General features: G+C 32.9%; 23 protein-coding genes. 6 read left to right on the top strand and 17 right to left on the bottom strand.

Annotation, left to right across the window (positions count from 1 at the left end; genetic code table 11):
• Positions 1-57: 57 nt before the first annotated feature.
• On the top strand, positions 58-2,193 hold the full coding sequence (locus ABIZ51_05165; GenBank protein MEO7088167.1) for a cytochrome c biogenesis protein CcdA: 2,136 nt from the start codon (positions 58-60) through the stop codon (positions 2,191-2,193).
• A 43-nt stretch (positions 2,194-2,236) separates the two neighbouring features.
• On the opposite strand, the gene ABIZ51_05160 is transcribed toward ABIZ51_05165, so the two are convergent.
• The 12 genes from ABIZ51_05160 to ABIZ51_05105 all read right to left on the bottom strand — a co-directional run bounded on the left by ABIZ51_05160 (position 2,237) and on the right by ABIZ51_05105 (position 12,641).
• The gene (locus tag ABIZ51_05160) at positions 2,237-2,911 is read right to left on the bottom strand and encodes a response regulator transcription factor (protein MEO7088166.1); all 675 of its coding nucleotides are present in this window, start codon (positions 2,909-2,911) and stop codon (positions 2,237-2,239) included.
• A gap of 48 nt (positions 2,912-2,959) precedes the next feature.
• Entirely contained in the window at positions 2,960-4,147 is a 1,188-nt protein-coding gene (locus ABIZ51_05155; protein ID MEO7088165.1) for an aspartate aminotransferase family protein, read from the bottom strand.
• A gap of 43 nt (positions 4,148-4,190) precedes the next feature.
• Positions 4,191-5,564, bottom strand: coding sequence for a DUF5103 domain-containing protein (locus tag ABIZ51_05150; GenBank protein ID MEO7088164.1), 1,374 nt, complete (start codon positions 5,562-5,564; stop codon positions 4,191-4,193).
• A gap of 185 nt (positions 5,565-5,749) precedes the next feature.
• Positions 5,750-7,963, bottom strand: a complete 2,214-nt coding sequence (locus tag ABIZ51_05145; protein MEO7088163.1) for a response regulator — start codon at positions 7,961-7,963, stop codon at positions 5,750-5,752.
• 53 nt (positions 7,964-8,016) lie between these two features.
• Positions 8,017-8,406 carry a response regulator gene (locus tag ABIZ51_05140; GenBank protein ID MEO7088162.1) on the bottom strand — a complete coding sequence of 130 codons (390 nt, stop codon included), beginning with the start codon at positions 8,404-8,406 and terminating at the stop codon, positions 8,017-8,019.
• 5 nt (positions 8,407-8,411) lie between these two features.
• Entirely contained in the window at positions 8,412-8,768 is a 357-nt protein-coding gene (locus ABIZ51_05135; protein MEO7088161.1) for a response regulator, read from the bottom strand.
• Positions 8,769-8,774: 6 nt separating this feature from the next.
• A complete protein-coding gene (locus tag ABIZ51_05130) occupies positions 8,775-9,245 on the bottom strand; it encodes a response regulator (GenBank protein ID MEO7088160.1) in 471 nt (156 codons plus the stop codon).
• 326 nt (positions 9,246-9,571) lie between these two features.
• Entirely contained in the window at positions 9,572-10,264 is a 693-nt protein-coding gene (locus tag ABIZ51_05125) for a LytTR family DNA-binding domain-containing protein (GenBank protein MEO7088159.1), read from the bottom strand.
• A gap of 282 nt (positions 10,265-10,546) precedes the next feature.
• Positions 10,547-11,098 carry a ferritin gene (locus tag ABIZ51_05120; GenBank protein ID MEO7088158.1) on the bottom strand — a complete coding sequence of 184 codons (552 nt, stop codon included), beginning with the start codon at positions 11,096-11,098 and terminating at the stop codon, positions 10,547-10,549.
• A gap of 36 nt (positions 11,099-11,134) precedes the next feature.
• Positions 11,135-11,641, bottom strand: coding sequence for a DUF4142 domain-containing protein (locus tag ABIZ51_05115; GenBank protein ID MEO7088157.1), 507 nt, complete (start codon positions 11,639-11,641; stop codon positions 11,135-11,137).
• Between the two features lie 300 nt (positions 11,642-11,941).
• Entirely contained in the window at positions 11,942-12,193 is a 252-nt protein-coding gene (locus ABIZ51_05110) for a hypothetical protein (protein MEO7088156.1), read from the bottom strand.
• A gap of 100 nt (positions 12,194-12,293) precedes the next feature.
• Complete coding sequence (locus tag ABIZ51_05105) at positions 12,294-12,641, bottom strand: hypothetical protein (GenBank protein MEO7088155.1); 348 nt, start codon at positions 12,639-12,641, stop codon at positions 12,294-12,296.
• A gap of 630 nt (positions 12,642-13,271) precedes the next feature.
• On the opposite strand from ABIZ51_05105, the gene ABIZ51_05100 reads away from it, so the two are divergent.
• Positions 13,272-13,529, top strand: a complete 258-nt coding sequence (locus ABIZ51_05100; protein MEO7088154.1) for a hypothetical protein — start codon at positions 13,272-13,274, stop codon at positions 13,527-13,529.
• Between the two features lie 214 nt (positions 13,530-13,743).
• On the opposite strand, the gene ABIZ51_05095 is transcribed toward ABIZ51_05100, so the two are convergent.
• From ABIZ51_05095 to ABIZ51_05075, 5 genes are all read right to left on the bottom strand, one after another.
• Positions 13,744-14,409 carry a DUF6629 family protein gene (locus tag ABIZ51_05095; GenBank protein MEO7088153.1) on the bottom strand — a complete coding sequence of 222 codons (666 nt, stop codon included), beginning with the start codon at positions 14,407-14,409 and terminating at the stop codon, positions 13,744-13,746.
• Between the two features lie 11 nt (positions 14,410-14,420).
• Positions 14,421-14,894, bottom strand: a complete 474-nt coding sequence (locus tag ABIZ51_05090; protein ID MEO7088152.1) for a DNA starvation/stationary phase protection protein — start codon at positions 14,892-14,894, stop codon at positions 14,421-14,423.
• A 7-nt stretch (positions 14,895-14,901) separates the two neighbouring features.
• Positions 14,902-15,114, bottom strand: coding sequence for an SHOCT domain-containing protein (locus tag ABIZ51_05085; protein ID MEO7088151.1), 213 nt, complete (start codon positions 15,112-15,114; stop codon positions 14,902-14,904).
• 72 nt (positions 15,115-15,186) lie between these two features.
• Positions 15,187-15,624: an OsmC family protein gene (locus ABIZ51_05080; protein MEO7088150.1), complete on the bottom strand. Its 438-nt coding sequence runs from the start codon at positions 15,622-15,624 to the stop codon at positions 15,187-15,189.
• A 48-nt stretch (positions 15,625-15,672) separates the two neighbouring features.
• Positions 15,673-16,344 (bottom strand): BON domain-containing protein, encoded by a 672-nt coding sequence (locus ABIZ51_05075; GenBank protein MEO7088149.1) that lies wholly within the window; start codon positions 16,342-16,344, stop codon positions 15,673-15,675.
• Positions 16,345-16,710: 366 nt separating this feature from the next.
• On the opposite strand from ABIZ51_05075, the gene ABIZ51_05070 reads away from it, so the two are divergent.
• The 4 genes from ABIZ51_05070 to ABIZ51_05055 form a co-directional block, all read left to right on the top strand.
• Entirely contained in the window at positions 16,711-16,956 is a 246-nt protein-coding gene (locus tag ABIZ51_05070; protein MEO7088148.1) for a hypothetical protein, read from the top strand.
• A 36-nt stretch (positions 16,957-16,992) separates the two neighbouring features.
• Positions 16,993-19,083 carry a polyphosphate kinase 1 gene (gene ppk1, locus ABIZ51_05065; GenBank protein MEO7088147.1) on the top strand — a complete coding sequence of 697 codons (2,091 nt, stop codon included), beginning with the start codon at positions 16,993-16,995 and terminating at the stop codon, positions 19,081-19,083.
• Positions 19,064-19,963 carry an exopolyphosphatase gene (locus ABIZ51_05060; protein ID MEO7088146.1) on the top strand — a complete coding sequence of 300 codons (900 nt, stop codon included), beginning with the start codon at positions 19,064-19,066 and terminating at the stop codon, positions 19,961-19,963. Before ppk1 ends, ABIZ51_05060 begins: the two co-directional genes overlap by 20 nt.
• 510 nt (positions 19,964-20,473) lie before the next feature.
• The coding region (locus tag ABIZ51_05055; protein ID MEO7088145.1) for a hypothetical protein at positions 20,474-20,655 on the top strand (182 nt) is incomplete at its 3' end.

The following is a 20,655-nucleotide window of genomic DNA, read 5'->3' as shown; positions in this document are numbered from 1 at the left end:
TTTACCTCTAACTTCTTTATTAAAATCAGTATTTTTGATTTTTAAAATAATTCATTTATGAAATTAAAACAAAAATTCTTCTACATCTGCTTGTCTTTATTGATAAGCTTTTGCTGCACCGAAAAATCTTTTTCTCAAATATATAATCCTGTAAAATGGGAGTTTAGTGTAAAAAAAATCAGCGATACACAATCCGCACTTGTAACCAAAGCAACTATCGGAAAAGGCTGGCATTTGTATTCGCAATTTATGCAGGGAAAAGACGGACCAATTCCTACCACATTTTCTTACAGTCCTTCTGCCAATTATGTTTTAGCTGGAAAAACAGAAGAAAGTAAAGCCATTTCGAAATACGAACCGCTGTATGAAATGAACTTAAATTATTTTGAAGACAATGCAACATTCACACAAAAAATAAGTGTAAAATCCGAGAAAGACTTTACGCTTACCGGAAAATTAAATTTCATGGTTTGTAATGATTCCATGTGTTTGCCGCCAAAAGACGTAGATTTTTCTTTTAATATCAGCGCCAGCAAAACAAAAACAGCAATAATACCAACAGAAAAAATAAACCAAACAACTACAGTTGATAGCAATGCGTTAAAATCATCACAACTAACTTTACCTGCAAAAACGGATAGCAACAAACAAACAGTAGTTGTTTCTGCTCCAACAATAACGAACAGTATCGAAGATGCTTCAACAGCACAATCTACGGGACTTTCTGGCTGGATGATTTTCTTTCTCGGATTTTTGGGCGGCTTGGCTGCTTTGGTTACGCCTTGCGTTTTTCCAATGATTCCGCTCACCGTTAGTTTTTTTACAAAACAAAGTTCTGATCCAAAAAAAGGATTGCGAAAAGCTATTTTTTACGGACTTTCCATCATTTTTATTTACGTTTTACTTGGTGTAATTATTACGCTCGCTTTTGGCTCATCTGGCTTAAACGCCATATCTACCAACGAATGGATGAATCTTTTTTTCTTTATTATTTTCGTGATTTTCGGAATTTCTTTTCTCGGAGCTTTTGAAATTACTTTGCCAAGTTCTTGGGCAAACAAAGCCGATCAGGCTTCTGAAAAAGGAGGCATTATCGGTATCTTTTTCATGGCGTTTACACTTTCTTTAGTGTCGTTTTCTTGTACGGGTCCTATTATTGGTTCTCTGCTTGCCAACGCGGCTACAGGCGGACATTACATCAATTTAATTATTGGCATGTTTGGTTTTTCGCTTGCTTTGGCTTTGCCATTTACACTGTTTGCAGCCTTTCCGGGATGGATGAATTCTCTGCCAAAATCGGGCGGATGGCTTAACAATGTGAAAGTTGTTTTAGGTTTATTAGAGATTGCTTTTTCATTGAAATTCCTTTCAGCTGTTGATTTAGCAGGTTTGCATTGCGATTGGTTACACATTCATCTCAACGGTCCTTTGGGAATTATGGGCAGAGAAATTTTTATTTCCTTGTGGATTGTTATTTTTATTATTCTCGGATTTTATCTGCTTGGAAAAATTAAATTTTCTCACGACAGTGATGTTAAATACGTAAGTATTCCGAAATTATTTTTAGCGATTTTCTCGTTTGCATTTGCCGTTTATTTAGTTCCAGGCTTATGGGGCGCACCGTTAAAGCTTATCAGCGGATTTGTTCCGCCATACAGCGAAGGTTGGCAACAAAATGTTTCTTCAAACGTCACAAATTCCAATGTAGTAAATAGTATTCCGCCAAACAATGACGGAATTGAATGCCCGAATAATATTTCTTGTTTTCACGATTACGACAAAGCGCTTGCTTACGCGAAACAAATGAACAAACCTTTATTGATTGATTTCACAGGAATTAATTGTGTGAATTGTCGTAAAATGGAAAAAAATGTATGGAGCGATCCTGAAGTTTTAAAACGTCTCAACCAAGATTTTGTGGTAGCAATGTTGTATGTGGATGAGAAAAATGAATTACCGCAAAATGCGCAATACATCTCCAAAACAACCGGGCAAAATATAGAAACCATCGGCGATAAATGGAGCGATTTGGAAACTTCTAAATACAATACAAATGCAGAACCTTGGGATGTTTTAGTGGATGCAAATGGAAATACGCTTAATACGCCGAGAGGTTACAATCCCGATATCCAAATTTACATTCAGTTTTTAGATCAAGGAAAAGCGGAATTTTTAAAGCGTTCAAAAAAATAATTTTTCGAGCCGTTGAAAAATTATTTTTTTGGGAGATGAATTATCAAATATCCAAACGATAGCCGATTCCTCGTACCGTTTCAAATAGATTGCTGCTACAATGTACAGCCAGTTTTTTTCGAAGATTTTTGATGTGTACATCAATGTAATTCGAATCGTAATCGTCTTCTAAAACATTTCCCCAAATGTGTTCCGTTAGTTGGAGTCGAGTAACTACGCGGTTTTTATGTAAAAGCAGATAATGTAAAATATCAAATTCTTTTTTTGTCAGATTAATAGCTGTGTTTTTATGATGCACCGAACGGTTTTGAATATCAATTGTAAATTCTTGAACCTCGATAGTGTTTTTCTTTAATCCATGTTTTCGTCGCGTAATAGCTTGCATTCGCGCATGTAATTCGAGCAATGAAAACGGTTTTGCTAAGTAATCATCCGCGCCTAAATCCAGTCCTGTAATTTTATCGTTTGTGCCAGTGCGAGCCGTAAGAATAATAATAATTGCTTCCTGATTGGATTCTTTCGTTTCTCGTAATAAATTCAAGCCTTCGTAGTCGGGCAAACCCAAATCGAGCAAGATAAAATCATACGGTGTAACGAAAATTTTTTCGGAAGCATCTTTTCCTGTGTGCGCTACCTCGCAGAGAAATCCTTCCTTTTTCAAGAAAATACTCATTTCTTTTGCTAAACTTTTTTCGTCTTCAACAATTAATACATTCATAAATTTCGATTTAGAAAATTATTTTTTCAGCAAAACAATTCAACAAACTTAATCAAAAAAATAAGTAATACTTTCCGTAATTATTTGGCAAGCTTTTTTAATTTCTTCTTTTGTAATAATCAGCGGAGGCGCAATGCGCATTGCATTCGAACAAAATAAAAACCAATCGGTAATTACGCCCTTTTCAATACAGCGATCAATTATTTTTTTATTGATTTCGAAATTTTCAAATTCGATGGCTAACAACAATCCCTTGCCTCGAATGCTTTTAATAACAGGGTGTTTTAAGTATTGTCTAAATAGTTTTTCTTTTTCAAGTACTTGAAAATTATTTTCTGAAGACGTTAAAATTTCCAGATTTGCGAGTGCTGCGGCGCAAGAAACAGGATGTCCGCCAAAAGTAGTAATGTGTCCTAAAACAGGATTATTAGAAAGCATCGACATTATTTTCTTAGACGAAACAAAGGCTCCAACTGGCATTCCGCCGCCCATGGCTTTTCCTAAAGTGAGAATATCCGGAATAATTTTATAGTCTTCAAACGCAAAAAGTGTTCCTGTTCGTCCGAAACCAGTTTGTATTTCATCAAAAATTAAAAGTGTTCCCATCTCGGTACATCGCTCACGAAGTGCTTTCAAAAACTTTTTTTCAGAAGCAATAACGCCCGCTTCGCCTTGTATTGGTTCAATAATAACGCAAGCCGTTTTTTTAGAAATATTTTTTAATTGAGATAAATTATTGATTTCTATAAAACGAATATCTGGCAACAAAGGACGATACGCTGTTTTCATTTCTTCGTTTCCCATCACGCTCATAGCGCCATGCGAACTTCCGTGATATGCATTTTTAAAGGAAATGATTTCAGTTCGTCCGGTAAATCGTTTGGCTAATTTTAGTGCACCTTCCACCGCTTCGCTACCCGAATTGACGAAGTAAGAACAATTTAAATTATTGGGTAATAATTCGGAAAGTTTTTTGGCTAATTTTATTTGTGGCGACTGAATATATTCGCCATACACCATTAAGTGCATGTAATCTTCGAGTTGTTTTTTTATAGCGCTTATTACTTTTGGATGTGAATGTCCGACGTTACTTACGCTGATGCCAGAAATTAAATCCATGTATTTTTTTTTCTGCGTACCGTACAAATAAATTCCTTTTGCTTTTTTTATTTCCAGTGCAAGTGGCGCATCGCTGGTGGGTGCTAAATGTTGCAAAAAGAGTTGGCGATTTGTCATCATAAAAACAAAAATAGAAAATTAATTTTCGAGTAGCTGAAAATTACTTCAGCTTCACTGAATTTATTTTTTTTACGGCAATCAGCTGATCATAGGTGCTACCCAGCGGACGATTGTAAACATAAATGGTATAGTCATTCTCCGTTTCGTAGTGCATTCCTTCAATCAAAGTGGCATCCGCAGCAGTACTTCCATCCTTCAAAAAAACATATTCGTAATTGTAATAACCTTGTTTTAGATACATGGAAAGTGTGTATCCATGAGCTTTATAATCATAATTCATTTTACAATCGTCGGTACATTGCCACGCGGATAAAGCGCCAAAAACATATAAATTCCCATCCGTTATAGGAGCATCGTAAGGGAGAAAAAAATGGACATTTACATATTCACTTTCTAATTCGCTGTTGGTGCCATCGTGTGTTTTTATGAGGTAATTTCCGTTGATATCGGCATCGGAAAAATAGCGTTTGAAATTACGGGTTTCATCGTCTGTAAGAAAAACTTGATTGTGTTTATTCGAATCTAAATTAATGACGGAAATGCGATCTGTTTTATAGCGCAAACTTTGCAAATCGAAATGCCGAAACTCGTTATCTCCTGTAAACTCATTGTCTTGATCATAATTGTAATCTAAAAAATTTTCTTTTATGTACAAAGGTTTTAGCGTGCTGATGGCATTATCCCAGCGTCCATTTTGAGTAATTACTACGGTCAAACTTCCGTAAGGATCTGCAATATTATAACCGGTATAATCAATGGAAAATTTAACAGCTTGTTTGTAATACATATCGTTCGCATCTACGGGTTTTGTTACTTGCGCGTTCACCGTTACTTTTTGTTCAAACACCATAAAACGTTTTGTGAAAACGAGACTGTCTGGATCATTATCGGTATAAACTTCTAATAAATAATTTCCAGATTTAGTAATTTGCATATTCTCATTTGGGAAAATTAAATTGTAATGCGTATAATGTTGCAACGTATTGTAAGAGTAGGCGTAATCAATAATTTGATCTTGTGTAAAACCATTCAAATAATCCATCGGATGCAAATCAGAAGGTTGCCAATTCGCATCGCAATGCACTAAGGTGTAACTGTATGATTTCATGTCGCCATCCAAATCATCAAAACTTAATTTTAACCGTTGCTCAGAGTTCAATTGAATTAGGGGAGGGGAGAGCTCCCAACTTTTTTCGTATAGCTCAACGGTACGGATATTTGATTTGTAAATATGATCCGAATATCTGAGATAATTGGCGTTGAAGTATTGGTTTCCGGAATCTTTTTCAGAAATAAAATTATTTTTTTCCAAAGCGGAGATGTTGTTTGTATGCCGAAAAATTATTTTTTCAAACCCTTTGGAAGACAAATGAAAAAGCAGTAAAAAAAAGAAAATAAAATTTATTTTTTTCATTATAAAAGGGATTATTAATTTGAAAATCCAATTCATCGTTTAAATGGAAGGGTAAAAGTACTGAAAAATTATTTTTTCAAACTCCTTTTTATGTTTCATCTACGCAGCGCGGATGCTTAGCGTGTCAGCTTCCCTGAAATGAATGTTTTAATTCTTTTGAAGACGCACCGTTAATACTCAAAACATTAAATTTTATTTTTGTAAATTATTAACTCCGCCTGAGCTTTTTCACAAACTGCTTTAACATTATCAAAATGTTTTTTAATTAAATCCAGAGTAATTCCATTTTCTTGGTGTTCCATTAAATCCAAATCGGAACCAATTTTATCAGTAAGCCCGATAAAACTGATGGACGTTTTCATTTTATGTGCAATAGCTTTTACCGTTTCTAAATCTGATTTAGCGATGGCTTTTTCAATAACTTGTAAGTCAATAGGATTTTGTTCTAAAAAGATATGAATCATTTCCAGTATAAAAGATTTTTTTCCTTTTGTAAGTTCAAGCAAGTAGCTTAAATCCACAAGTTCCGCAGGCTTTCTTTTATTTATTTTCGGTATTGCTTCGTTGTTATTTGTAGCAGAACTTGGTATTGTATGATAAATGTTTTTAATAATAATAGTATGAAGTTCTTCTTCTTTAAATGGTTTGGTTATAAAATCATTCATGCCACTACTAATGCACTTTTCCTTTTCATCAGGTAAAACATGTGCAGTCATTGCAATGATAGGAATTGTAGAATTAAGTTCATTCCGTATTTTGCGAACTGCCATATATCCATCAAGTACTGGCATTTGTAAATCCATAAGAACAATATCATAATTATTATTCTTCTTCAACATATCATAAGCTACTTGACCATTCTCTGCTAAATCAACTTTAAAACCCAAATCAGTCAGAACAGTTAAGGCAAGAGTTTGATTCATCTGGTTATCTTCAGCCAATAAAACCCTAACATGAGCATCTTCCGTTTTTAATTTAGGAGATAAAGATAATGGCGGTGTATTAACGACATCTTTACATTTTTTATACGTAATGGTAAAGCTAAACGATGAACCTTTTCCATGCGTGCTTTTGACATTTAATGTTCCATACTGAAGCGTTACGAGACTTTTTACGATTGCAAGTCCAAGACCAGTACCACCATATTCTCGGGTTGTCGTAACATTACCCTGATTAAAGCGATCAAATATTTCTTCTAATTTATCTTCTGAAATACCGATGCCAGTATCTTGGATCGTAAACTCAAGAAGCATATTGTCTTCAGTTGAATTTAAAAGTTTTGAGCTAATGTTGATCTCTCCATTTCGTGTAAACTTTAGTGCATTACCGAGCAGATTAACAATTATCTGGGTAAGTCTTGTTGGATCTCCCAAAATTGTTTGTGGAATTTTTTCATCAACAGATAATGTCATTGTAAGTTTTTTGGCTTTAGCTTTTTCCAAGAACATTGTATATACAGAATTCATAAGTTCAGGTACACTAAAAGGAATATTTTCTATTCGAAACATTCCAGCTTCTATTTTTGAAAAATCCAAAATATCATTAATGAGATTTAAAAGATTTTCACCTGCACTTTTGATTGTTTTTACATATTCATTTTGTTTTTCATTCATCGGTGTTTTTTGAAGTAAGCTAGTAAAACCGATAATTGCATTCATTGGGGTGCGTATTTCATGGCTCATATTAGCCATAAATTGTTCTTTTATAATTACTTTTTTATCTGCTTTTTGTTTAGCCTGCATTAATTGTTCTTCCAAAATATTCCGGTGATCAACATCTTTATAAATAAATGACAAGAAAAGAAGTGCGATGGACATTTCTCCAATTGTACTTATAATAATAAATAGCCTCATTTTTATCACATAATTTTTTCCATCGCTAACCGTATTATTCATAATCACTTTAGTGGATGCGTTCAGCTTGTTAATCTCTTCGTTTATATCTTCCATTAAACGCGTTCCTTGCCCGTACTCCACCTCATTTGTTGCTACTTTTATACCCTTTTCATTATAAATCCTAACAACATTATTTACATTATCAATTTTATCGTTTACAAGTTTATTTAACACGGTTACATTTTCGATATTTTCTTTTTGTAAAACATTTTCTGGCAGAAATTGCAATTCAGATTTTATATTGTCCTCATTTAATTCTAAATTATTCAAATAACCCTCATCTCCAGTTATAATATACCCTCTGCTACTGCTTTCAATATTTAGTACTTCGGCTTGTAGTTCTCGTAGTGATTTTAAAAATTCAGCCCCTTGAAATAAAACTTTGTCATTTTCAGATCCTTTGCTAATGTAACTCATAGAGATGAAACCGTAAACAATATTTATTGCGAGTAACAGGAATAAGCTAAAAGTTGTTGTCGTTTTTGTTTTGAATATATGTTTCATAATGTGTTTTACTGGAGTAAAATTATAAGGCTGTTATAAGTGGCACGATTATTTTACTTATTGTCCATTTCATCCCGTATTTTATCAATGGTTTCAACTAATTTATCAAGAGCAGAGTTGCTTTTCTTTATATAAGTATAGGCACCTAATTGTATTAAATCTACCGCTACATCAATATCCTTTTGTACAGACATAATTATTACATAACAGTTCGGCAGTGCTTGCTTTATCTTGATTAATGCTTCCTGCCCATTCATCCCTTTCAGCATATAATCAAGTATAATAATATCGGGGTTAAGATAAATATTTTCAAGGCACTTTTCAGCAGAATCAAAATCTGTTATTTGATAATTAAATCTATCTTTTAAAGTCAAATCCAAAGCTAATGTGTACATAGCGTTATCTTCCACAGTAAATATATGTAATTTAGGTGATGGTTTCATGATAGTTAAATTTTTGTTTTGTTTACTAAATCTATTAATTCATCAATAATAAAGGGCTTTTCAAAAAAAGCAATGTAATCGAGATCCATTTTTGTTAGTAGCTGTGGAGCATTATTAAGTGTTGACATAACGATAACAGGAATTCCTTTGTTAAAATAGCCTTTCAGTAAACTTAAAAATGTTAGCCCAGACAATACCGGCATCATCATATCACAAATAATCAGTTCGATTTTTTGATCGCTTATTACGTCGCAAGCAATGTTCCCATCTGCAGCGGGAAATACGTGATGACCCGCTTCGGTCAACCTTAATGACAATGCTTTTAAAAGCATTCTGTCATCTTCTACGATTAATACTTTCATAGTGTTTTAGATTATTTTGTTTAATACGTAAAGCGTGAATAATAATAAGAATAATAAAAGGAAAATAAATTCTCTCTTTCTCTTTTCTTTTCTTTTAACAACATCAGACACTATGGAAGAAACTTTAGTAAATTCTGTTTTGTCTTTAACAATGTATTCTGTAGCTCCACTTTTAATTGCATTAAGAGCCATTTCAATGTTGTTTTGTGATGAAAGCATAATAACCTTTGCCTTTGAAAACCGATACATTATTTTTTTTAAAATGCTGAGCCCATTTCTCGCTTGCTGTAATTTCCCATTGAGGTAAAAGTCAAGAAAAATAAGATCCGGATTCTTTTTTAAATTTTGAAGCATTTTCTCGCCTGTCGAATAAATAGTAATGTCCGCACTTGTTGAACAATTATTCTTAATGTAAAACTTCAGTACAGAAGCATAACTGAGGTCGTCATCTACAATAAATATTTTTAGCGTTTCCATGATTTCAAATTTTAATTATACAAAGTACCCAAGTTTAATTGCACAATGTGAACTCTTACATCTTTAAAACAAACCCTTCCACTTCCAGCCCTTTGTAAGAGTATCTCTCTCTTTAACTACCTTCTCCATATTACTTTTAAGGGCACTCATCAATTCTCTTTTAGTTTTCATAATTAATGTCTTCTTTAATAAAAAAGACGATTACCAAAAGTAAGAAGTTAAATAGCCGCATTAGTAAAAATGGGATGAACGGGAAGTAAATCGTGTTAAAATAGGGTAGAAGTAGGCTAAGATAATAGATCAATAGATTTAATTCTACCAGACTTTTAGAGGAGATTCAGTTTTTTAAGAAGTTCCGATCGGTAAATATCGCCAATTGGAATAAGATTTTTATTGATAGATGCGGTATTGGCTTCAATAGAATCCACTTTGTCGACAGCAATAATGAATGAACGGTGGATACGCATAAATTTTTCGGAAGGAAACTTTTCTTCGGCAGTTCCTATACTATGGCGTATCGTGTGCTTTTTCGCCTTGGTATGAATTGTAATATAATCACCAAGAGCTTGAATGTATAAAATATCTGTCATGTTGATTTTAGTAAGAATCCCTTTGTCGCGTATAAAAATGAAATCATTATTGGGCACTTCTATTGTTTTGTGTGCGCCTTCATATAATTCCTGTGCTCTGTTCAAGGCTTTTACAAATCGTTCTTCTTTAACAGGTGTAACTAAATAATCTACCACATTATATTCAAAGGCATCAACTGCATAATCTGTTTTGGCTGTTATTAAAATAACAAGAGGTCGTTTTTCAATACTTTTTAAAAAATCTAATCCGCTCATTTTGGGCATTTCAACATCTAACAAAATAAGATCAACACTTTTCCGCTTCATCACATTTATCGCCTCTATCGGATTTCCACATTCTGCAATCAGTTTAAAATAATCAAATTGGTCAATCATTTGTCGAATTACTGCACGAGCCATTTTATTATCGTCCACTATAATGTAATTCATACTTAAGTTGTAATTGATAAAAATGTTTATGGTGTTATTTTCAACCTTACTCTTTTTATGTAACGAGAAAATTTAAAATAAGTTTTTTTTAGCGTGAATATAATATTAGTTCAAAAAAATAATTTTTCGAAGTAATAAAAAAGCCTTCATAATGAAACGCTTTAATTATTTTGTGATGACAAAGATACAATTATCGAGTTCGTTATTAGACAAATTAAAATCCATTTACTTTCAAATACAAAGCGATGCACTTTATCTGAAAAGATATACAATACAATGTTACTAAGGATTGTCGACTGTTACATCCTCTGCTAATTCTGCATCGTCTGGAGTTGTTTGCAAATCTTTATTTAATTCATACAAGGCATTGCTTGTTGCTTTTTCTCCGCCTGCAATTTTTATTTTATCTAATAAACTGATGGCAAGATTTTCTTCTTCTGTTTGTTCTTTTACAAACCACTGCATGAAATTCCATGTAGCCCAATCTTCTTCCTTGAGTGACATCTTTACAAGTTTATAAATGGCTTTTGTGTTGCCACATTCTTGCTCAAATACTTTTTCAAAACAATTGTTTACACTTATCGGATCGGCAGTCGGGGCTGGGATAGTAGTTATTTTTACCTTTGCTCCTCTTTTTAAAATATATTCTAATATTTTCATCATGTGGTTGCGCTCTTCTGCTGCATGACGGAAAAGAAAATTTGCAATACCTTGATATCCTTGATTATCTGCCCATGCAGCATAAGATAAATAGATTTGTGAAGCATGTGCTTCTTTGGTCATTTGTTCGTTCAATGCTATTGTTAGCTTTTCTGAAATTCGGTTGATTTTCATAATTGTTTTTTAATTAAACTCGGTTATTTAGAACTATTACATTTTTTTACATTCCTTTTGACATTCAGTTGCCTGTTCCAAATGCTTTTTTAATATAGGAAGTGTTGTTATTGCCATTTGTCTGATAGCAGGATCGGACGCATCGGTAGATTCCTTTTCAAAGAGAGCAATAGCTATTTTATGTCCACTTACCATCATATCGCAATAGTGCGTATCAAACTCATTTCCTGACAGTTTACTTAATTTTGTAGAATCATTTTGTGCATTACTATCTAATGATGTTGGTAGCGTTATTGATTTTTTCAATGCAAGAGTTGTTAATTCATTCAAGGATTTCGTGTGGTCATTTTCCATCATTTCTCCCAATTCTTTAAGATCCATGGTTGTTCCCATTTGCTGAGCTAATTTTCCTAATTGTATTTCTTCCAAGTTGATTTCAGCAAATTTGACAAGGAATTGCGCATCTTTCCCGATATTAAGAGTGTCGGATACCATTCCAATCGAAGCTCCTGCCGATTTTGGTATATTATTGCATGATGCCATGCTAAATACAATGACAGCGAATGCGGCTGCTTGAAATCCAGTTCTTTTAATAATTGCGATTTTTTTCATTGAAGATTAAGGTTCGGTATATTTTATTTAGTGCGAATGAATTTTGACAGCGCAAAGTTGTGGCTATAAATTTCGGGAAGTATTATATTTTTTTTGAAAAATGTTATATAATTCACACATCATATATAGTATAATAGGTTAACTTAGTGTTCATGCCTGTCAGGTCATTTTATAATGAAAAAACACCATGCTTTTGACATGGTGTTTTTGAAAAAGTACAAACAGACTTGCTTAGTTTTTTGAAGCGTGGTACTTTGCGTCTTCTTTCTGGCAGTCGTTAGCAAGACTTGTATGTCCATGTGCTTCAACCGTACTTTGAGCCGCTTTTTCATGATTACCTGCTTCGTGATGTTTTGCAGCATCTAAGTGAGATTTCGCCGCAGCTTCCAAATGAGTTGCTGCTTTTTTGTGATTTTCAATTCCCTTTTTATTTTCAGCAGGAGTTACTGTTGTTTTTTCTGGTTTTGTTTGATTAGTGCTCATTGTTTTTTTAGTTTAAATGATTAATAAATAATTTATGCAACAAAAGTGAGTGTAAGTCGAGTATAATAAGTTACATCTCAATTGAAACGTTTTGTATATATCACAGTTTGTTTAAATACTCTAAAATTGATTTCTCGTAGGCAGGTGATTGATCCCATAAATTATTGGATGTTTTTTTTAATACATCTATAGATAATCCATAAACATCTCTAAAACGCTGTTTAAGTTCGCCTACACTCATCTCCTGAGAAATGGTAATAAATCCATCGTTGTGCATAGTTCTGCATTCTTCAAGTGTTTTGCTACTCTGTTTTTCTAATTTTTCGGATGGAGAACCTCCTGATTTATTCGACTTCTCATAGAACTCTATTTTTAAATTCGGAAAAAAATGATTGAATTCTTCCTGTACGGCAAAAACTTTTCGGCGGTTGTTAATCTCAATTTTCATATTGATTTTTTTAATTATTAAATTTATGGTTAGAGAAAATATAAACTATTTTAATTCTTAGTTATGATAAAAGCCGGACAACAAATAGGCATACCCGCACTCAAGCAGTTTAAGCTATTCGCTGTCTGCTCTTAATTATGGTTTGGTCCTCTTATTAAGTAAAGGATTACCAAGACTCTTTAAATAGTTCTTCATGTGTTACCGTCTATGCAATACGTGTTATAGGAATTGCTAATAAAAAAAGACAGGCTACTTTGATCAGACAATTCCATGAAATATATTTTTAATTTTTATCATTAAAATAACTTCACAAAAGTGGTAGATCTAAATCTTAAAGAGTTATACAAATAGAAAAATATGTTACACAAATCACTTGTCAAGAATTAAATTTTAGTTTGCTTCTAAAAAAATGTTGCAATACAGAAGAAGATTTTAAACGACGTGTAAAAATGGCTAAGTAATTAGTTAACTGTTTAACTAATTAAAGCATCGTGTTTCTCGTAGGATACTTTTTCTTTTTTAATACATGTAACTTATATAACTTATTTCTGAATTTGTATAAGAGCTTAGGGAAGAAAGAGGCGGATCTTCGTACTATAACAATTACGTTATAAATTAAAACAAAACAAAATGGGAACTACAAAAACATCAGGCGAAGAGAAACAGTCAAATAGTTCATCCGCTGAAAAACAACAAAAAATTGAAAATCACAAAAAGGCGGCAAAGTGTCATGAAGAAGCTGCTAAGCATCATCACGAAGCTATTAGGTACCATGAAGCAGGAGAACATGATAAAGCGAACGAGAGTACTCTGAAAGCGCATGCTTATCATAGCATCGCAGGCGAAGTTGAAAGAGAAGGCTTAATACATAATGTTGTACGTATTTAAAAGAATTGGACTTTTTAGATAAGCCAATCCCGTAAGATTAGCCGATCTTTAAATAAAAAATCTACCCAGTAAGGTTGGTGGAAGTCCCGTAAGGTTTCCAACAAACGAAGAAAACCCAGTTCATGAGGCTGGGTTTTCTCGGTTGTAATTAAGGAATGATTACGATGAATAATTAAAATAAAAGTGAAAACTAAATTCGTTTAATAACAAATGATTATTGCTTTATATGCTGGTATGGGATTTTAATTTCACGCATAATCAGATAAATTGATATACTGATAATAGAGGCAAAGAAACACCATACGGATACGGTATAATGCTTATAAAACAGAACGGTAATAACACAGGAAATTAAGATTGCCAAACCAACAATCCACATTCTTTTAATACTTGTAAAGAATGGAGAAATAATTGTAGCTGCTATGTAAAATGCCGATTCGGTGTATTTAATTGCTGCTGACATGTGATAGTCAAGCTGGTAATAAATGTGATGTCCTATTATTTGTGAGTGAACCGGATAAGTGAATAAGCAATACGTTTGGAATATAGCTTCAGTTAGTCCAATCACGACAAATAATCTTTGTATTTTTCTTCGTCTCCCTTTATTTTCAACCATTATCATAGCAATCGGTATCCATAGGGGCCAAACTATTTGCGAAAAAAGAAGGAAGATATAGGTTCCATACAAATTCATTGTGGCATTAAACGGACTGGCGAAAGATAACCACACCAAGCCTTCCGTAAACTGTTGCAAAGAAAAAAATATGGGAATACATGCAAACACAATTTGTGATTTATGTTGTATTTGCTTTACTGTAGCAATACTAATTACTGCAAGCACAGCACTTGCGCCGAAACTTCCGCTGGCAGAAAAACACATATTAGGTATTGTTATTGTAAATGTGAACGTAAGAACCAAGCCATTTTTTCATGATCTTCCATAAGACCAGTTATAAAATCGCTCGTGCCTACATCTTTTAAGTCATTTGCAAAATGGTGAATGTTCTCACGAAGTTTAATGATAATCGCTTCATGGTCGGAGAGCAATTCTTTTATGAATCCTTGTCCATCATTTTTTTCTCGTATCATTTCTGTTAATTGTGTAAGTTCCAAAAATGATTTCAATGTTGCGGGTGTGTAATGTCCTATTGAACGAATACGTTCTGCAACACTGTCAATAAATTCATCTAATTGTCCAAACTGGATTTCGAAAAATTTATGTTTGTCATAAAAATCAGCTCCAGTTACATTCCAATGAGCATTTCTTGTTTTTGTGTATAAAACATATTCATCTGCAAGTATTTTCATCAGCTCATTTGCTACTACTTGCGTGTTTTTAATGGTTATTCCTATTTCTGTTTTCATGGCTTTTTTATTTCTTAAGTATAGATTTATGTTCGATATATTGTTCTTTTGTAATTTCTCCCGAAGCAAAACGCTTTTTCAAAATATCAAGTGGGGTGTCCTTTTTTGTTCTTTGTCCTGGAATATTATAAGGTGTTGCGAAAATCCAAAAGATTAGAATCACCCAAACTAACCACCATATTAAGTGCATTCCCCAAAAGCTGAAATCGTTGTAATTCATAATTTCATTTTTTTTAAGTGTAAATTATATTTGTTGTGTTCTTAATTTGTCTATCACTTTTTTTAATAATTTTTATTTGATAGTGATAACGGGTTCTGAAATAATTTTTGTTTTAATTGAATTTGCTATTGCACATGCCTTTTCACTCATTTCAAGCATCCGCTTAGCTTTTGTTTCATTTTGAGTAGAGGGTATTACTAATGTGGGTTTAAGAACAATTTCTGTTACAATAAACTTTCCATCTACTTTTTCAATTTTACCAATTGCATTGCAATCAAAACTAATGAACTGAAATTTGGAGTTACCTGCAACCAATAGAAATGTTGACATTAAGCAGGAATTTACTGCTGCAACAAATAGATGTTCAGGAGTCCACTTTTCCTTTATTCCGTTGGGAAATTCAGGAGGAGTGCTAACTTCTATTTTATTCGGTATAACAGGAGAACTCAATGTTCCCTTTGTTAGGGAATCCCATTTTAAATTCACCTCATAGAAATGTGTATCAGTCATAAGTATAGATTAAAAAGGATTGAAGAAGTACTCTCTTCAATTTTTTGGTTAGTCAATTAAAGCATAATCGTAATCAACTACTAATTCGTTTTTTACATGCCAAATTCCTGAAGTTTTCCAAGCAATGCGTTCAGCTTCTTCCTTTTGATACCAAGAAGTTACAGATCCATAAAGAGTTACCGTTGTTCCAGAAACTTTTACTTGGATGTCGTTATCATCAACCGACCAACTTCTTGCGATTGCATCTTCAATTTCTTCCTGATCAATAACATCATGAGATTCTGATTTGATTTTAATGTTATTGGTTACACCTTTAACACCAGAAAGATAATTGACAGCATTTTTAGCTGCTTCTCTTTGGTAGTTCCAAGGCAGTTCTCCTTCTAATGTTACCCAACCGTCTTCTACTATTACAGTTAGCTTGTCATTAGGTAAAGTCCAGTTTGATTTCAAAGCACTTAAAACTTCTTTCGCAATTTCATTATTGGTTCTTGTCCACGCGCTTGGAAATTTCACTTCGATTTTTTCAACCAACGCTTTAACGCCAATTACTTTTTTAGCTGCATTTTCAGCTTCCATTTTTTTTACATAGCTGTCAACAACTCGTGTAAGAGATACAACACCATCTTTAGCAGTAACTCCGATTTCTGCTGCATTCAATAACGGTTCCCATTTAATGGCGTTTTGAACATCAGTTTGCAATTCTGAATTATTTTTCATCTTAATTTATTTAATGCTGTTACTGAATTGTAGCAACGGCACAAAAATGCTAACATTCTTATGGTGGACTATTACATAACAATGTAAAGAAGTTGCAACATTCACATGTTTTGGTTAAGGAGCCATTGATATTGTATATTCCGCATCCTTTATTGTCACAGGCCCGTTTAGCATTGGTAATAAACAATTGCGGAGTTTAGCGAGTTATTGGTTTTCTTGACTTTTATTAAGATTTGTTTTTTTTAGCATTATTTTGAAACGAATGTGTTATATTGATGTTAAATAAGTGTTAAGGTTTTTACAAGTCATAGTTTGCTACCATTATTTTACAGACCTTTATCATTAATCTTCAAAATAAATTGTAAGATGGATAAAAAGGAACTTAGAAAAGAGCTTGAATTTTTATTGATACACTCTATAGAAAATACATTAAATAAGCGCGATTGTTTAGTTACAAGAAAAATTAGAGAAACTACTTTTGAAGCAGCTAAAATAGTTGCCAAAAAGTTTTATAAATCAATAAAAGCGGGAACATTTGCGAAAAAGAAACCGCTTACCCGAAATACAACAAAGAAAATGGTAAAACCTTCTTCTGCGAAAGCGAAAAAATAAATTTTAATTGAATGCTGATAGCGTTATCTGTGAAGTATGAAAAAGCAAGGTGTTTTATTAATCAATCGTGAATTAAGTTGGTTGTCTTTTAACGAGCGCGTCTTACAAGAAGCTCAAGATACGAGTGTTCCGCTAATTGAGCGACTAAAATTTTTAGGAATTTACTCTAATAATTTAGATGAATTTTTTCGTGTGCGCGTTGCCACGTTAAAACGCTTGCTCAAATTTCAAAAAAAAGCAAAAGAATTGATGGGACAAAATCCACAACTTTTGTTGGATAAAATTCAGAAAGTAGTTATTGGTCAGCAGCGTAAATTCGAAAATACCTATCAACGTATTTTAAAGGAATTGAACCAACACCATGTTTTCATTATCGATGAAAAACAATTAAACATGGAACAATCCGGTTTCGTGAAAAAATATTTCTCAGATAAAGTAATGCCAACACTTTTTCCGGTAATGCTCAATAACACATCTAATTTTTCTTATTTGTTTAAGGATAAATCCAGTTATCTAATTATAAAATTGGGCAAAAACGATAAAGCGAAAAAAAATAAATACGCCTTGTTGGAAATTCCTACCGATACGTTATCGCGCTTTTTTGTGTTACCGAAAGAGGACGACAAAATTTTTATTATTTTATTGGATGATGTAATTCGATTTTGTTTGAAAGACGTTTTCCCAAATTTTGAATATGATTTTATAGAAGCATACAACATAAAGCTAACCAGAGATGCCGAGATTGATATTGATAACGATTTGTCAAAAACTTTTATTGAAAAAATTTCTAAAGGATTAAAAGATCGAAAAAAAGGACAACCCGTTCGGCTGGTTTATGACAGCCAAATTCCGCCTGACATGCTCGATTTCATTATGAAAAAAATGATACTCGGAAAGGAGGACAATCCGATTCAGGGAGGACGTTATCACAATTTTAAAGATTTTATTTTCTTCCCAACTATTGGTATTCCGGGATTGAATTATAAAAAAATTCGCCCGCTTAAACATCCTGATTTAAAAAATCAAACCAATATATTTAGGGTGGTAAAACAAAAAGATGTGTTGCTCACTTATCCTTACCAATCGTACGAACACATTATTGATTTTTTAAGAGAAGCTTCCATTGATCCAAAAGTGCAACACATAAAAATTACATTATATCGAGTTGCGAAAAATTCGACCATTGTACAAGCACTTATCAATGCGATTAAAAATGGAAAACAAGTTACTGCTGTAATTGAACTTCAAGCACGATTTGACGAAGAAGCAAATATTTATTGGTCGAATAAAATGCGCGATGAAGGAGTAAATGTAATTTATGGCGTTCCTGGGTTAAAAGTACATTCCAAAATGTTTTTAATTACACGAAAAGAAAATGGAAAACTCATTCAGTACGCACATATTGGAACTGGAAATTTTAATGGCGCAACGGCTCGTATATATACCGATCACAGTTTACTTACATCCGACAAGCGCATTACCGAAGAAGTAGCTAAAGTGTTTGACTTTTATTCTGATAATTTAAAAATCGGAAAATTCAAACATTTATTGGTTTCTCCGTTTTTTATGCGAAAACAATTAACCGAACTTATCAACACCGAAATTCGAAATGCAAAGAAAAAAAAGCCAGCTTATATCATTTTGAAATTAAATAATTTAGTAGATGGAGATATGATTAAAAAACTCTACAAAGCAAGCGCACAAGGTGTAAAAATAAAACTAATAGTGCGCGGAATTTGTTCGTTGGTAGCCGGTGATAAAAAAATGAGTAGCAATATTGAGGCAATAAGTGTGGTAGATAAGTTTTTAGAACATAGCCGCGTGTTCATATTTTGTAACAACGGGAATGAAAAATATTTTACATCTTCGGCTGATTGGATGATGCGAAATTTGGATTATCGTTCGGAAGTGGCGGTTCCTATTTATGACAAAAAAATACAACAACAAATACGAAAAATGATAGATGCGTTTTGGGAAGACAATACAAAAGCACGTGTATTAGGAAGCAAACAAAATAATGAATACAGGCAAACCAAAAGTAAAATACCCGTACGTGCACAAGAAATAATTTATGATTTATTAAAACCTAAAAAAAACATAAACGCCATTGAAATTTGCAGCAATTGATATAGGTTCTAACGCAGTAAGATTATTGTTTTGCAATGTTTATGACGATAACGGAAAAATATCGTACAAAAAAGCAGAGTTAATTCGAGTGCCTATTCGCTTAGGCGAAGATGCCTTTTTACACGGAAAAATAACTCCTGAAAAAATTGACAAATTAATTACCGCGATGAAAGCCTTTAAATATTTAATGGATGTTTACGAAGCTTTTGGTTACAGAGCTTGTGCTACATCTGCTATGCGTGAAGCTACGAATCGCGATGAAATCATTTTACGAATTAAAAATGAAACAGGAATAAACATTGAAATTATTGACGGCAAAACAGAAGCCGACATTATTTATTCCAATCACATCGAAGAGCATTTAGATAAAAATAACAATTATTTATATGTTGATATTGGTGGCGGAAGTACTGAAATTACTTTGTTCTCAAAAAATAAAGCTGTTGTTTCGCAATCGTTTAATGTAGGCACAATCCGGATGCTTCACAATCAAATTGAGAAAGAATATTGGAGTGAATTTAAAAACTGGATTCAGGAAAATACAAAAGGGTATAAGCCACTTATCGCAATAGGTTCTGGCGGGAATATTAATAAACTTTTTAAAATGTCAGGACGGAAAACGAATAAACCGGTTTCAACTGTCAAAATAAAAAATTTGTACGAAGAACTCGAATCGCACACATACGAAGAACGTATGCACATTTTCGGATTAAATCCAGATAGAGCAGACGTAATTATTCCAGCTTCAAAAATATTATTGACCGTTCTTAAAAAAGCAGCTATTGAAAAAATTATTATTCCACAAATAGGTTTATCTGACGGGATTGTTCATCAATTATACGAAAAATATAAAAAAGAAAAATTGGAATTAAAAGTGTAAAACGCTATGTTTTTTCGAAAATTATTTCTTTGAAAAAAAATAGAGTATCCCCATTGAATTAGCATCCTTACATTCAAGTTTTTATTTTTGACTTAGAAAGAATAACAAAACAACGAATTGTGAGTTCGATATATCCCGAAATTTGATTTTTGAGAAAAATGAATCTCGAACTTCGAAAGCATTAAATGTGATTGGTCTGTTTAATAGATTTAGCAAGGAAGCGATAGAAAACAATAGAGGGAAGAATTACTAAAAAGTATTCTTCCCTCTATTCGTCTCTTCAGAAAAGCTTGCAAACTCTTTGGTACAAGAACTTCAACTTTTAGCGAGTTTAAAAGTCTATTTCTAATCTCAATTGAAAATGAATTTTTACTACTTTGAGCTTGATAGAATGTAAAATCACGTTTAAAAAAATAATTTTCCGAAGCATTTATTTTGCATTACATTTGTTATATCATTTTTAGTCCCCGATAAAAATGTCGTAATTTAGAGTTCGAAAAATATTTTTTGATGGAAAATAAAACGACCAATTTGAAGTACTCGAAAAAATATTTTCTTATTGCTCTTTTATTTTGTTTCGCGTTTACCGCGAATGCGAAAATAAAAACTTCCGTAAAAGCCGATCCTGCTTTAACTGCCAACGTAAATAAATGGATGCAAAACAGTAGCAATTTGCGTTTCCTTGAAAACAA

The organism is Bacteroidia bacterium (assembly GCA_039924845.1).
Taxonomy (GTDB): Bacteria; Bacteroidota; Bacteroidia; order DATLTG01; family DATLTG01; genus DATLTG01.
Note: the sequence above shows the minus strand (reverse complement) of the source record. Positions and strands in the feature narration are given on the sequence as shown.

What these genes read in the sequence shown, in the direction of transcription:
- ABIZ51_05145 (MEO7088163.1), bottom strand. Translation starts at nt 7,963, where the DNA reads ATGAAACATATATTCAAAACAAAAACGACAACAACTTTTAGCTTATTC.
- ppk1 (MEO7088147.1), top strand. Translation starts at nt 16,993, where the DNA reads ATGAAAAAGCAAGGTGTTTTATTAATCAATCGTGAATTAAGTTGGTTG.
- ABIZ51_05070 (MEO7088148.1), top strand. Translation starts at nt 16,711, where the DNA reads ATGGATAAAAAGGAACTTAGAAAAGAGCTTGAATTTTTATTGATACAC.
- ABIZ51_05135 (MEO7088161.1), bottom strand. Translation starts at nt 8,768, where the DNA reads ATGAAAGTATTAATCGTAGAAGATGACAGAATGCTTTTAAAAGCATTG.
- ABIZ51_05165 (MEO7088167.1), top strand. Translation starts at nt 58, where the DNA reads ATGAAATTAAAACAAAAATTCTTCTACATCTGCTTGTCTTTATTGATA.
- ABIZ51_05075 (MEO7088149.1), bottom strand. Translation starts at nt 16,344, where the DNA reads ATGAAAAATAATTCAGAATTGCAAACTGATGTTCAAAACGCCATTAAA.
- ABIZ51_05095 (MEO7088153.1), bottom strand. Translation starts at nt 14,409, where the DNA reads ATGTGTTTTTCTGCCAGCGGAAGTTTCGGCGCAAGTGCTGTGCTTGCA.
- ABIZ51_05140 (MEO7088162.1), bottom strand. Translation starts at nt 8,406, where the DNA reads ATGAAACCATCACCTAAATTACATATATTTACTGTGGAAGATAACGCT.
- ABIZ51_05150 (MEO7088164.1), bottom strand. Translation starts at nt 5,564, where the DNA reads ATGAAAAAAATAAATTTTATTTTCTTTTTTTTACTGCTTTTTCATTTG.
- ABIZ51_05090 (MEO7088152.1), bottom strand. Translation starts at nt 14,894, where the DNA reads ATGAAAACAGAAATAGGAATAACCATTAAAAACACGCAAGTAGTAGCA.
- ABIZ51_05080 (MEO7088150.1), bottom strand. Translation starts at nt 15,624, where the DNA reads ATGACTGATACACATTTCTATGAGGTGAATTTAAAATGGGATTCCCTA.
- ABIZ51_05105 (MEO7088155.1), bottom strand. Translation starts at nt 12,641, where the DNA reads ATGAAAATTGAGATTAACAACCGCCGAAAAGTTTTTGCCGTACAGGAA.
- ABIZ51_05155 (MEO7088165.1), bottom strand. Translation starts at nt 4,147, where the DNA reads ATGACAAATCGCCAACTCTTTTTGCAACATTTAGCACCCACCAGCGAT.
- ABIZ51_05130 (MEO7088160.1), bottom strand. Translation starts at nt 9,245, where the DNA reads ATGGAAACGCTAAAAATATTTATTGTAGATGACGACCTCAGTTATGCT.
- ABIZ51_05160 (MEO7088166.1), bottom strand. Translation starts at nt 2,911, where the DNA reads ATGAATGTATTAATTGTTGAAGACGAAAAAAGTTTAGCAAAAGAAATG.
- ABIZ51_05115 (MEO7088157.1), bottom strand. Translation starts at nt 11,641, where the DNA reads ATGGCATCATGCAATAATATACCAAAATCGGCAGGAGCTTCGATTGGA.
- ABIZ51_05100 (MEO7088154.1), top strand. Translation starts at nt 13,272, where the DNA reads ATGGGAACTACAAAAACATCAGGCGAAGAGAAACAGTCAAATAGTTCA.
- ABIZ51_05120 (MEO7088158.1), bottom strand. Translation starts at nt 11,098, where the DNA reads ATGAAAATCAACCGAATTTCAGAAAAGCTAACAATAGCATTGAACGAA.
- ABIZ51_05125 (MEO7088159.1), bottom strand. Translation starts at nt 10,264, where the DNA reads ATGAATTACATTATAGTGGACGATAATAAAATGGCTCGTGCAGTAATT.
- ABIZ51_05085 (MEO7088151.1), bottom strand. Translation starts at nt 15,114, where the DNA reads ATGAATTACAACGATTTCAGCTTTTGGGGAATGCACTTAATATGGTGG.
- ABIZ51_05110 (MEO7088156.1), bottom strand. Translation starts at nt 12,193, where the DNA reads ATGAGCACTAATCAAACAAAACCAGAAAAAACAACAGTAACTCCTGCT.